The sequence below is a fragment of the Planctomycetia bacterium genome, from assembly GCA_015200345.1.
Lineage (GTDB): Bacteria > Planctomycetota > Phycisphaerae > UBA1845 > UTPLA1 > PLA3.
The window spans coordinates 3,768,350-3,781,714 of sequence record CP054187.1; the positions used below are offsets into that span (position 1 = coordinate 3,768,350).

Here is a 13,365-nt window from a genome sequence, read left to right on the forward strand (position 1 = left end):
TGTCGCGCGTGCGCGGGGTCGCGTATAATCGCCGCGCGAAGCCGTTGAGGGCCGCAACGCGCGGGAGGTAAAGGCGTGATGAATGACGTGCGACGCGAGCAGGGAGGATCCGGCCGGAGGCGTTTCCGGTTGAGCGGGTGGTTGCTTGCCGCGTTGAGTCTGCAAGCATGTTTGGCGCGCGTGAGCGCGGGTGAGCCGTGGCAGGGCGGTTCGGGCTTTCATGGCGCGGACGATTACCCGGCGCTGAAGCTGCTTTCCTATCGATTTGAACGGGCCGAAGCGAATTTCGCGGACACGGTTGAATTTCCCGGCGGCACGTCGCTGCTGGGCAAGGCGCTGGAATGGGGCGATCTCGTGTTGCTGTTTCGGGCCGACGGACGCGCGGAGGTATTTCGTGCTGACGAGGTGGAAGCGATTCGGCTGCGACGGTTTCGCCGTCATGTTCAGAAGCCGTCCGCGGCAGATTTGACAATTGGCTACATTGAGCGGCTGCCGCGTGACGCAAGCTTTCACGGTCACGTCGCCCTGTCCGATGGGTTGCCCCGACTGGAAGTCGATCCGACAAAGATCGCAGCGCATCCGGCCCCAGGCAGCGACGTCGTTTTTCGCATTCATGTTCGCAATGCGGGGTTCGCCGGGTCGTCGCCGTGCAAGTGGCGGATGTCGGTGGACGGCAGGGAAATCGCGGCTGGGGACTTGCCCGAGGTGTCCGCCGGCGCGGAGCGTGTGATTGAGACACGATGGAAGTGGGATGCGACGGCTGGAATGTTGTGCGTCGAGTTGGACCCCGACAACGCCACGCCGGACTGGTTGAAGTGGAATAATGCCCGGGAGGAATCGCTGGCGGCGCAGGCCATCGCCGTGGTCGTGGATAAGTCGTATTACGAGCGGTTTCGGCAGTATCCGAACATGCTGGATTCGTACTGCTTCGAGGATTGGCTCACGGGGCAGCTCGGGTCGCTCAACGCGTTGTTCGCTGATTCGGTTCATCCATCGTCGCCGCAGGGGATCCTGGAGCGCGTGCGGTGTGATCGAATCCTCGTGGTGGATGAGCCGAACGTGCCGCGGCATCGTGATGCCTGGATGCCGTCACTTCGCCAGGGCGGCCAGCGTGAAGGTCTGGCAGAATACGGCGCGCTGGTCGTACTGGATGATGTGGGCGAGGACCGCTGGGATCTCTACCATCCCCTGAAGTTGAATTGGAGTTTGTTGGGCGACGTTGCCAGCCAGATGGGCCTGGTGGATTGGACCGTGACCGACACGCGGCTGGACCAGTGTCTGGCGGTGAATCGCTTTGAGCGTTATGTGCAGCGGCAACACTTTTTTCCCTATCCGAATACGTTCATGTATCAGCATGGCCCGTATCGATTCAGCGAGGTTTGCGCGGGTTATCTGAACAAGGTGCGTGGCAAGCCGCGCGGCGTATCAGGGGAATTTTTGTATGACGTGCCCGAGACGATTACGCTGGATGTTCGCGCGTGCAACGGCGTGCCGCTGGAGGGGGTGCGTGTCGATGCATATCAGTTGCAGGCGACCGGCGAGCTGGCGGGCTACATCGCGGGAACCAGTCCGCGCGACCCGCTGTATTCTTCCGTGACGGGGCCGGACGGTCGCGTCGATTTGCTGAATCTGGATGCGCCGCAACATACGACTCCCGGCGGATACAGGCTTCGTGCGAATGCGTTCGGCAAGATCGCGGTCGACGGCCGCAACGGGTTGCTGCTACTGAAACTTCAGTCCGGGGATGCCGAGGAGTATCACTTCCTCCGGTTGTTTGATGCGAACGTGGCGTATCTGCGTGGTCATGAGAAGCAGTGGCTGGTAGAAGTTCGCACGAATTTCGGCGTGCCCGATGGTCCGAAGCCCGTGTTGACGATTCCCATTCTGATGGACGATCGCCGCGGCAAGGCGCCGCCGATGCAGGCGACGTGGACGATGCCGCCGATTCCCGATCCAACGGTGATCGAGGAGTTTCGTATTTATAAGCGTGTCGGTCTGGGCGGCGACAACGATTATCCTTATTCGCTCGTCGGGACGCTGCGGCGTATCAGCCGGCGCTGGTCGCTGGTGTACGAGGGGACGTACTTCGATCCGGCGCACATTCTGAATGATCGTTATTCGCGCGATACGTTCTACACCGTCGCACCGGTCGATCGACAAGGGCGGCAGGGGTCGCTTGCGCCGCCCGGTTACCTTGCGCACGACAAGTACCCACGCAAGTTCGCGATCGACGTGGATAGCGCGTACATCACGCTGGGTGGTCCGGGGCCGATGCAAATGCTCCGTTGGGATGGTGACATCGGTACGCATCCGTTCGGTCCGCGGACGCTCCAGGCGCCTGGGTATCGTCCTGATTTCGCCGGTATCGCCGTGACGGCCGATCATCAGTTGGTCATCACCGACCCGACCAATCATGTGCTCGCGTTTTATGATGTTCGCGGGGATTTGCAGCAGATCGTTCCGCAGCGGGCGTATTGGCCGGGCTATTCCAGCGCCAAACCAGGGGAGTTCTTCGAACCGGTTGACGTGGCGGTGGATGGCGAGGGTCGCTTGTATGTGGCCGATCGCGGGAACAACCGGGTTCAGATCCTTGATGCGCAGGGTCATTATCTTGCGAATCTCGACGACGGGTTTCGCTTTGACGCACCGCACGCGGTGGCGTATTCGAACGGGCATCTCGCCGTGACGGACCAGGCTGGCCGGCGTGTGCGGTTGTACGATCTCCGCGAGGGCGAGGCGAAATTGGTTCGCGAGTTGACCGACCTGGTTGAGGCGGATCGGGCGATCGTGAGTCGCAGCGGGCGCCTGTATGTGACGGGCTACAACGCGGTTTCCGAGGAGTATGGTCTGATGATCTGGGCGAAGGGCGACGACGTGCGGCCGGTTCAGACACTGACAAACGTCGAAATGGGCAAGGTCCACGAGCCGCGCGGTCTGTACCTGTACACGAACACCATGGATCAGGACTACGCGTACTTTGTAAACATCTTCCCGTTCGACGTGCGGCGCGTGTTCATGGAGTAGACGCGGGTCGGGCAGATCGCCGGCCTCGGTTTACTCACGAGAAGGCCAGGGTGGCAACTTATTGTGGTGCAAGCCAACCTTCGCGCGCCTCCTCTGGCCAATCGTTGTCCAGCGGTCGAGTCGCGCCGGCCTTCCATTGTGTCAATTGGCCGCCGTCCTTGCCGTCAGCGGATTTCACCGGGCGCACGAACGTGAATTCGTCGTTGTTGCGCCACGCCGGGACGGTTTGCGTTCGCTCGTTGACGTCTTCGGTTTGAATGGCATGCGTCTGACCGGTTGCAAAGTCATAAAGATACAAGCGACCTTTCGAGCCGGGGATCAGCACGCGCGTTTCATCGGGTGAAAGCTGAAACAGCGCCGAGGTCATTTCCATCGGCTCGCTGAAATCGCGAGGCAGGACGCGCAACACGGATGCCGGGGTGCGCGGGTCCAGGACAAAGAGTGTCCATCGCTGCGGCATGTCGCGGTTTGTCGCCGGCAGCGTGAATTCCACCGAGGAGAACATCAGCCGGCCGTCGCGGAGATACCGTACGTTGAACAACTGGCTGAAGAGCACGCCGACGTGGTCCTCCTGCTTGTTGAAAGTCTCCAGGAGTGAACCATTCTCCGCGGCGACCTCAATGGTGGACACGCTTCCGAGCGTCACGGCGCTGTCAGTTCGGCCATCGGTCGGCCCACAGAGGTAGACAAGGCTTCGCCCGTCGGCGCTCCAGTCGTATCCCATTGCGACGTTTGGGTGAATCAGCCGTGGCTCGCCGCCACGGACGGAGATGACGTACAGGCCCACTGCGTCGCCCTGGGCTTCGCCGCCCTTGGCGAGGTAAGCAATCGCCTCGCCTCGAGGCGATACCGCCGGCATCCACATTTCATCGAGCGATTGCCGCAGGAGCTTCCCCGGCGTGAGTTGGTCGGCGTCAACATCAAACAACTGAAGCGACCAGATCGTGGCGTTGGCCTCGCGGAAGTCGGCCCACTTGTCGCCGAGCTTCTCGGGCAGGCCGTCAGGAAGCCTGTCGCGCAAATAGAACAGAATGGCGGCGTTCATGCCCGGTGAATGTCCGCCGTCCGGATCGAGCTTGAACCGGCTCCAGTCACCGTCATAGGCCAGCACGCGTTCCTTCGCGGCCTGGGCGGCCTTCGCTATGTCCTGAATCTTCTGCGGGGAGTAAATCGGCGCGATCTGCTCCCAGCCTTTTACTTCTCGAGCGTATGCAATGGCCAGTCGACGATTGTCGGGGAACCACGCGGCTCGTGCGGCCGTACAGTCGAGCCGGGCACCGAGAAGTTGTCCATCGGCGGCGGCCAAGCGCAATCCCTTGTGGGTCGAAATCGCGGCGGTCTTGCCGTCGTGTGACCAGATGACGCGCTTCTCGGGGATGCACCCGACGGAACTGACAAATAAGAGACACGACAATCGTAGCAGGGCAATGCGATTCATGATCCTTCTCCAGGTTGCGGCAGGGACCGTGGGGATGTCCAGTTCAAGGTACGCGGTTGAGCGGCGACGGAGGGCATCACGCGGCGCAACCGATCAAGCGACCAGAAGCCGACACCGGCCGGCTTGGAATTCGCCAGGGCGACGGATGGTCTCACATTCGAATTCGGCGATGGGATCGACGCGGTTCGCGTGCCGGCGAAGAACGCCAGCCCAATTGCGGCCGCCATCGCAAGCCGCCGGCTGCCGGTTGAGCGCCGGATCGGGGGCGTGGCGATTCGGAGCGGCGGCAGGGTCGCCGGTTGCGTGGGGGGCGGCGCAGCCAGGGCCGCACGGAGATGCCGGAGCGTGGAGGGGATGTCCGTCTCCGCGGTGCCACTCGAGCCGCCCATTACAAGGAAGGCATCCAGCAAAGCCGAGGTGTCGGCATTCAACTCGCCGAGTTCGCGGTCGATCAGGAGTCGATCCAGCGTTGCCTGATCCATTCTTTATCTCCCGTTCGCGCCGATTGGTCAATGATCCCGGCGCAGGATAGACGATAGCTCGCAATCGCGGAATTGACGCCGCAGGGCTTCGACGGCATGGTGCAGTCTGGATCGCACCGTGCCGACAGGGATGCGCAGCGCTTCGGCGATTTCGGCGTAACTCATGTCGTCGCGCAGGCGCAGCTCCAGTGCTTCGCGCTGCGCGGCAGGAAGACCGGCGATTGCCATGCGAATCCCTTCCAAGCGGTCGTCAGCGACATGCGTTACAGCCGGAATCTCCAGATCGCCGTTGATCGTCGCCGTGCGGTGTCGGCGACGAAGATGTTCGCGCAACAGGTTTCGCGCGATCCCGATGAGCCAGGCGCGGGGCGATGCGGCGGCTTCATAGCCGCGCGAATCCGTCGCAATCGTGAGGAAAGTTTGTTGCAAGAGTTCCTCGCAGTCGTGGGCATTCGCCAACCGGGCGCGCAGATACGCGAGGACCTTCGGGCCGTGTGTCTCGTACGCGTCCTTCAGCGCTGCCTGATTCATGGGGTTCGGCGCGGCCATTGAGCGTCGTCGCCGCCCATCCTAAGAGTGAGCGAGGCACGGTCCCAAGTTCATTGATTTTCAGCGGTCTGGGAGTATTTGATAAGTGCTTGGACTGCTGATGGTTATGGTGCAATCGGAGGTGGATCAGGGAATCTGGGCCTGGATGCGGCTGATTTTCTCTTCGACATCGGGGCCGTTCTTGATGCGCTGGGCTTCGCGGTATGCGAGCAGCGCGGCGGTCATGTCACCGCGCAGGAAAGCCTTGTCACCGCGGTCCATTGCCTGCCCGCGGCGAGCCTGAAGAATCTTGTCCTGAACGTCTTTGCGTGCGGACTCGGGCAATTGCGGCAAGGCACTGCGATACACCTGTTCCGCCTCGTCGAACTTGCCGGCGAGCATCGCCGCATCACCGCTCTTGACCAGCCGCGCAGCCTCGAAGGCCGGCGCATAGCGTTCCATCTGGCGACGGGCTTCTTCGGTGTCGGCGTTGTAAAGCGAATTACGGAGGAGGTCTTCGCTGGCAAGGACATCCCCGGCGGCAATGGCGTGCTTGGCCTGTTCCAGGAAGAGGTGGGCACGTGCGGATTTGAGCTTTGCTTCCACTTCAGCGCTGGGGGCCGATTCGCTGGCGCGTTCGTAGGAACTCACCGCGCGGCTGAAGTCCCGCGACATCAGGGCTTCGTCTCCGGTCAGGATCCACTCGAACCGATTCTTTGCGTCAATGATTTCTTTCCGCAGATCGCGCGTTTCACTGGTAATTCGAATGGCTTCGGCCTGCCCCAGGCTGCCGAGGGCCGCGGCAAAGTCGTCGCGCAGGAGCGATCTGCGAGCGTCTTTGAGGGATTGGCGATAGCGGTAATCCCGCTTGGCGGATTCCAAGGTCTCGCGCAGTGATTCGGAATCGGCGCCGCCTTTGCCGGCGCGCTCCTCGTAAGCGGCAAACGCGCGTTCGGCGGCGGCAAAATCTTCGCGAGCGAGGGCTTCCATTCCCTCGGTGACCATGCGCTCGTTGTCCTTCTTGTCCCACATGCGCGTCTGAACTTCCTGGATGCGGAAGGACTCGACTCCCTGCTCGCGCGCGGATGCCAGTCGGAGCTGAACGGCTTCGTAGTCGCTTCGGTCCAGTGCGCGATAGGCTTCGATCAGATCCAACCAGCCGCCCGCCGCGCGCTGAAGCGCGACATCGGAAGGCTGGGTGAGTTTCATGTTGGACAATTCGCGGAAGCGTGCGCGTGCTTCCTCCAATTGTCCGGCTCGGTAGGCGTCTTCCGCCAGCGTGAAGACGATGCGTGCCGGGCTGCGAATCGAACCGTGGAAATAGGACTGCCAGGCCCACTTGCCGCCGTAGGTGGCCACGGCAATGATCAGTGCCGCCACAAAGGCACTCTTGAGCATGCGCGGGTAGCGTTTTTTGTAGCTCTCGTGGGCCTCGGGGGCAGAGGGAACGTGTTCGATGCGCGGAATGACGCGCGCGGCAGGCGGCGTCGCACGGACGTGTCGGCGCGTGCGCGGTCGTGGCGCGGTCGATTGAGCGTCGGCCGGTCTGCCGACGTGGGAAGTCGACGCCGGGCGCGCCGCGGTCGCCGGTCCACCGGGTGAGACCTGTGCCGCCGGGCGCACGGTATGCGGCTGCGTGGCAGGTCGAAGCGGCGGAGCCGTTGGCGCGGGCGCGACAGGCTCGGGCGCGGTCGGCCTCGCCTCGACGGGGACCGATGCAGGAGGCTGCCAGAATGACGGCATGAAACGAGTGGGCGGTCGAACGGGAGCAGGTCGCGGGACAACGGGCGGGGCCGGTCTGGCTGGCGGTGACGATTTCGCGGCGTTCGACGATGCCGCCAATGTGTCAATCGCCTCTTCGATGGAGGTGAATCGATCCTCCAGTCGCTTGGCGGTCATTCGCTCAACGACGCTTGCAAGCGACGGTGGCACAAGCGGGTTGACGGCGTCGGCACGGGGCAGCGTCTCGCGCGGGTTGGCCACCCAGTCGATCCATCGACCAAACCCGGCGGGGCCGGAACCCGCCACCTGTGCGATGAACTGTTCGAAGGCCCGGCGGCCGACGCATACTTCGTAGAGCGTCATGCCGAGGCTGTAGACATCGACGCGATCATCGTAGCCCTGCTCCATGAGCAGTTCTGGCGCGGCGTAACGAGGTGTGATCACCGGCGGGCGGCTGGCATCGCTTTCGTGGGCCGCGCAGGAGAGGTTTGCGATCTTTCCGACGCCGCTGGGTGTGACCAGAATGTTCGTCGGGTCGATGCATCGATGGACGATGCTCAAGCTGTGAAGCAGTTTCAGCCCCGCGCCGGCCGTCCGAAGCAGCCGGGGGGCATCCCTGGGTCCGACGCGGCGTTTGGCGATCAGAGAATCGAGCCAGTGGCCATCGACGTATTCCTCGACGATAAACAGCCCGACTTCATCCTCGATGAGTTCGAAGACGTTGACGACGAATCGCGGGTCGAAGGAGCAGCGGGCGAGGAAATGCGCTTCGCGCTTGAAATTTCCGCAGGCAATGGGGTCGTCGAGCAGATCGGTCGCCATCTGCTTGAGCGTCACGAGGCGATCCAGCATGCCGTCGCGTGCTTTGTAAACGACGGCGTGGTGATACGTTCGGATGCGCTCGAGGATGCGATACTTTCCCAGTCCGGTGCCGGTCGGCAGACCGGGGTGCAGGGGCTGCGCGCGCGATTCCGGCGCGCCGCCGGGCAAGGCGTCGCCTGCGGCGTCCGGTGGCTGACCGGGCTGACGATGCTGCGAATCTGTCATTTATCAGCTCGACTGGGTCGGCGAAAGTTCGCCGGGCTGGCCACTCCCCTCGCGGCCGGCTCGCGTCGCTGTGATACTGCAAGTATACCCGTTCTAACCGCTGGAATCAGCCTTGGTGAATGCGGTAAAGGCCGACCTTGCCGGGGTCCTGTCTTGGGGCGGTCGATGAACGAGACGATATTGGACCTGCGATTTCGGCCGCGTTGCCAGATGCCTGATCGGACCTAGAATCCGGACATGTCAATGAACGTGAAGCGCGGGCTGGGGTTTGGAAGAATCGGTAGCCTGATAGCCGTTATCGTAGCGCATTCGCTGACGGTTTCGATGGCGCGGGGTCAACCCGCCATGGCGCGCGCCGTGGAAGTTGCAGCGGTGGAGCGCGAACTTGTCGCGCCGACCATTCAACTGGTCGGCACGGTCCGGCCGCGCATTCGCACGATTGTGGCAACCGAAATCGCGGGTCTGGTGTCCGAGTTGCCGGTGGAAGAGGGGGACTCGGTGAAGAAGGGCGACGTGCTTTGCCGGCTGCGCGAGACCCAGCGGCAACTTGCCCTGGATGAATCCAAGGCGAGGCTGTCGGAGTTGGGGGATGTCATCGTGGAGCGCGAGGCGATGCTGCGCAAGACGGAGTTCGAGGCGCAGCGGATGGAAGGGCTGTACAAGCTGGAGCGCTGCACCGAGAAGGAGTTCCGCGATGCGCGCGAGGAGTACGAGGCGGCCAAGGGGCGCCACCAGCAGGCGGTCCACGCGCACGCGGCCTATCAGGCGACGGTCGATCGCATGGCAGACGATGTGTCACGGATGACGATCCGCGCGCCGTGTGATGGGTTTGTGGTCAGCAAGCAGACCGAGATCGGCAGTTGGGTGGAGTTAGGCGGGGCGGTGGTGGAGCTGATTGATCTGTCGACGGTCAAAGTGCGCGTGTCCGCGCCGGAGTCGGCCGCACCGTGGTGCGAGCCGGGCGAGCCGGTGGTGGTTCACATCGACGCATTGGGACGGAGCTTCGATGGGAAGATCGCACGCCGCGTTCCGGATGCCGATCCACAGGCACGAACGGTGCCGATTGAAGTCGATGTGCCGAATGCCAAGGCGGAAATCCTGGCAGGAATGTTTGCTCGTGTAGCGGTGCCGAACGGGCCACGACGAATGGCGCCGATCGTGCCCAAGGATGCGGTGGTGGTGCGCGGCGCGCAGCAGATGGTGTTTTCCATCACAGAAACAGCTGAAGGGTTTCTGGCTGTTCCGGTTTCGGTGAAGATCGAGTCAGAGCTAGCCGATCGTGTGTCGATTTCCGGGGCGGGCGTGGAGGCATTGCGAGCGGTCGTGATCCGCGGCAACGAGTACCTGTTCGGGCCTACACCGGTCGGTTTGTCACCAGAGTCCGCCGCGATGCTGAAACCGGCCCGCGCACCGACGAGTCAGCCAACGGGGCCGACCACCCAGCCTGTGGCGCCGAAGCGCACGGCGATGATCCATGATTTCCTGCCTGCTTACCTGATCGGCCACGGGGGCCGGCCGCGCACCTGTTGAAGGCGCCAGCTCCATGAACGTGATTGACTTTTTCATTAAGAACCCGGTCAAGGTGGCCGTCGGCGTGCTGCTGCTGGTGTTGTTCGGTTTGTTGACCGTGGTGCCGCCGTCGATCCTTCCGTCGCCGATTCGCGTACCGGTTCAGTTGACGCCGAACATGGATGAGCCGGTGGTGTCGGTGACGACGCTTTGGGAGGGGGCCAGCCCGGAGGAAGTCGAGCGCGAGATCATCGATCCGCAGGAAGAGGTGCTCAAGAGCGTCACGGGCCTGAAAAAGCTGACGTCGGCGGCGTCGCAGGGCAGCGGGGCGATCACGCTGGAGTTCGTCGTCGGCACGAATCAGGACGTGGCGAAGCAGGACGTGAGCGATGCGTTGCGTCGGGTGAAGTACCAGATTCCGCTGAATGAGTTTGAGAATCCGATCGTGATATCGGGTCGGCCGTTCGGGCAGGAGGCGATTGCGTGGATGATTCTGTCCAGCGAGGCGCCGGACGTGTCGGTTCCCTCGATGAAGACTTTTGTAGATGATAACGTCAAATCGGTGCTGGAGCGGGTGGAGGGGATCGCGTCGATCGGGGTGTATGGCGGGCGCGAGCGCGAGGTGCAGGTGGTCGCGGACCCGTGGCGGCTGGCGCAGGCGGGGATCACGTTCAACGAGTTGGCGCAGGCGTTGACGAGCCAGAATACGAACGTTTCGGCCGGTGCGAGTTCGCAGGGCAAGCGGGACATCGTGATTCGCACGATGGGTCAGTTCACGTCGCTGGAGGAGGTTCGTCAGACGGTGATCAAGACCGGTCCGGGCGGGCCGATCCGCGTGGGCGACGTGGCCGAGGTGCGGGACGATTTCAAGAAGCAATACGAGTTCGTTCGGAGCAAGGGGCGCGAGGTGATCGCGCTGGCGGCCTATCGCGAGACAAACGCGAACGTGATCGAGACGATGGAAGGGCTGCGTGAAGCGGTGGCCGGCGTGAACCGGGAGGTGCTGGCGCCGCGGGGCCTGGACTTGGAATTGACGAATGTCTATGATCAGACGGTGTACATTCACTCGGCGATCGGGCTGGTCAAGGACAACATTTATTTCGGCGGCGCGCTGGCGGTGGTCGTGTTGTGGCTGTTTCTGCGGAGCTGGTCGGCGACGGGCATCGTGGCGCTGGCGATCCCGATCTCGGTCATCGGCACGTTCCTGGTGATTCCGCTGGCGGATCGCACGGTGAACGTTGTGATGCTGGCGGGTCTGGCGTTCGCGGTCGGCATGGTTGTCGATAACGCGATCGTGGTGTTGGAGAACATCTACCGCCACATGGAGATGGGCAAGCCGCGGGAGCAGGCGGCGCTGGAAGGATCGGCCGAGGTCTGGGGCGCCGTGTTGGCGAATTCCCTGACGACGGCGATCGTGTTTCTTCCGATTATCTTTGTGAAGGAAGAGGCTGGTCAGTTGTTTCGCGATATCGCGATTGCGATCTCGGCGGCGGTTCTGTTGTCGTTGGTGGTGTCGCTGACGGTGATTCCGCCTTTGGCGGCGCGGTATCTTGTGTCAAGCCGTGCGAAGGCGCGCGAAGAGGGCGGGCGCATCGCGCACGCGCTGGGGCGATTCGTCGGATGGATCAACGGACGAGTGGGAACGCGGCTGGCTGTGGTGCTGATTGCGACGTTCGGCTCTGTGTGGTTGTCCATGCGCTTGGCGCCGGAGCCAAGTTACCTGCCGTCCGGGAATCAGAATTTGATTTTTGGGTTCCTGATTACGCCGCCGGGCTACAACGCGCAGGAGTTTCGCCAAATCGGCATCTCGCTGGAGGAGGGCGACCCCGCGAAGGGGCAGATCGGGATTCGGCCGTTCTGGGAGGCGGAACCGGGTTCGGAGCAGTACGCGAAGCTGTTGAGCGATTGGAACACCATGGTGGAGAAGTTTGTCGTTCCTGGAAAGCAGGCGGAAATCGCATCGCAGGAGGCGATTCTGAAGGACGGCAAGAGTGATCGTCGGGAGCGAGCCGATGCCCGCGCCCGCATTCGCGAGCTGCGGCGCGATATTGCGCTGTGGCGCACCCCGCCACCGCCGATTGACAATTTCTTCTACGTTTCGTTCGGCGGACAGGCGATCATGGGGTGCTCGAGCAAGGATCCCGGCAATGTGCGGCCGTTGCTCAACGTGCTGAACAGCACGGGTTTTTCCATACCGGATTCGTTCGCGATTTTTTTTCAGACTTCGATTTTTACCAATCTCGGCGAGAGCAACTCCGTCGAAGTGGAAGTGCGTGGCGACGATCTCGATCGCGTCACCGCCGCAGCGGGCAACATCGCGATGGCGTGCCGGGAGCGATTCGGGAATATGCCGGAGTCGACGCCTCGAAACTTCCAACTTGGCCGGCGCGAGGATCGGCTCGTTCCCGATCGCGTGCGCGCGGGGGAGGTGGGACTGAACGTGGCGGACATCGGGTCCATCGTTCGTGCCTGTGGCGATGGGCGCGTGGTGGGGCAGTATCGCGAGGGGGGCGATAGCGTCGATTTGACGATCAAGTTCGCCGGGTTGGACGACCCGGACCAGGCGCGTGGCGCGACCAGCCGAATCACGGAGACGCCCGTATTCACCCCGTCCGGCCGGATCGTGCCGTTGTCGTCGGTGTGTCGGCTGGAGCGGACGACGGCTCCACAGGAGATCGACCACATCGAGACGCAGCGCTCTGTGAAGCTCACGATTCGCCCGCCGGAGGGCATGGCGTTGCCGGAGGTGATCAACACGATTCAGGACGAGATCGTCGCGCCGATGCGCGCGAGCGGCTACGGCCCGCAGCAGCTCAAGATTGAGCCGGGCATCATTGTCAGCCTTGCGGGGAACGCGGACAAACTGCGCACGACCTGGGACGCGCTCAAATGGCTGCTGCTTCTGTCATTTCTGATCTGCTACCTGCTCATGGCGGGCCTGTTCGAGTCCTTTGCCTATCCGTTTGTCATCATCTTCACGGTGCCGTTCGCGGTGATCGGCGGGTTCATCGGCTTGGCGCTGGTCAATCAATGGACCTGGTCGAACCCATCGCTGGCCGTGCAGCAGCTTGACATGCTGACCATTCTCGGATTCGTGATCCTGCTGGGCATTGTCGTGAATAATGGCATTCTCATTGTGCATCAGTCGCTGAATTACATGAGTTACGGCCGCACGGCGCAAGCGGCCATTGTTGAGTCCGTTCAGTCCCGTCTGCGGCCGATTCTGATGACCGTGATGACGACCTTTTTTGGCCAATTGCCACTGGTGATTCGACCAGGCTCCGGGGCGGAGTTGTATCGCGGACTGGGGGCGGTCGTGCTGGGCGGTTTGCTGGTTTCGACCCTCTTCACGCTGATCGTGGTACCGGCCGTGTTGTCGCTCTTCCTCGGGGCGCGCCTGCACTTGAGCCGGGCGCTGTTCGGACGGCGCGCGCGGCAGGCGGGCGGGGAGATCGCGTTGGCGGCCGCAGGTTCAGCGCCGTTTTCCATTCAGGAAGGCACTCCATCCTTTGTCGGCGCCACGGCCGGCGCTTCGGTGCAATCGGCGCCCGCAATGGAGTCAGATGACGAGCCGCAGCCGCTCGCCGCGTCCCCCCGTCAGGGCTAGAATCGCCG

At 62.8% G+C, this 13,365-nt stretch carries 7 protein-coding genes; 3 read left to right on the forward strand and 4 right to left on the reverse strand.

Annotation, left to right across the window (positions count from 1 at the left end):
• The first annotated feature begins 129 nt into the window (after positions 1-129).
• Positions 130-3,024, forward strand: coding sequence for a hypothetical protein (locus tag HRU71_15410; protein QOJ04790.1), 2,895 nt, complete (start codon positions 130-132; stop codon positions 3,022-3,024).
• 58 nt (positions 3,025-3,082) lie between these two features.
• Here the strand turns inward: HRU71_15410 and HRU71_15415 are convergent, their stop codons facing one another.
• The 4 genes from HRU71_15415 to HRU71_15430 form a co-directional block, all read right to left on the reverse strand.
• Entirely contained in the window at positions 3,083-4,462 is a 1,380-nt protein-coding gene (locus tag HRU71_15415; protein ID QOJ04791.1) for a hypothetical protein, read from the reverse strand.
• Positions 4,459-4,944, reverse strand: coding sequence for a hypothetical protein (locus tag HRU71_15420; protein ID QOJ04792.1), 486 nt, complete (start codon positions 4,942-4,944; stop codon positions 4,459-4,461). Before HRU71_15420 ends, HRU71_15415 begins: the two co-directional genes overlap by 4 nt.
• A gap of 27 nt (positions 4,945-4,971) precedes the next feature.
• Positions 4,972-5,493: an RNA polymerase sigma factor gene (locus tag HRU71_15425; protein ID QOJ04793.1), complete on the reverse strand. Its 522-nt coding sequence runs from the start codon at positions 5,491-5,493 to the stop codon at positions 4,972-4,974.
• Between the two features lie 126 nt (positions 5,494-5,619).
• A complete protein-coding gene (locus HRU71_15430) occupies positions 5,620-8,241 on the reverse strand; it encodes a protein kinase (protein ID QOJ04794.1) in 2,622 nt (873 codons plus the stop codon).
• A 237-nt stretch (positions 8,242-8,478) separates the two neighbouring features.
• On the opposite strand from HRU71_15430, the gene HRU71_15435 reads away from it, so the two are divergent.
• Positions 8,479-9,771, forward strand: coding sequence for an efflux RND transporter periplasmic adaptor subunit (locus tag HRU71_15435; protein ID QOJ04795.1), 1,293 nt, complete (start codon positions 8,479-8,481; stop codon positions 9,769-9,771).
• A 13-nt stretch (positions 9,772-9,784) separates the two neighbouring features.
• Positions 9,785-13,357 carry an efflux RND transporter permease subunit gene (locus HRU71_15440; protein QOJ04796.1) on the forward strand — a complete coding sequence of 1,191 codons (3,573 nt, stop codon included), beginning with the start codon at positions 9,785-9,787 and terminating at the stop codon, positions 13,355-13,357.
• The last annotated feature ends 8 nt before the right edge of the window (positions 13,358-13,365 follow it).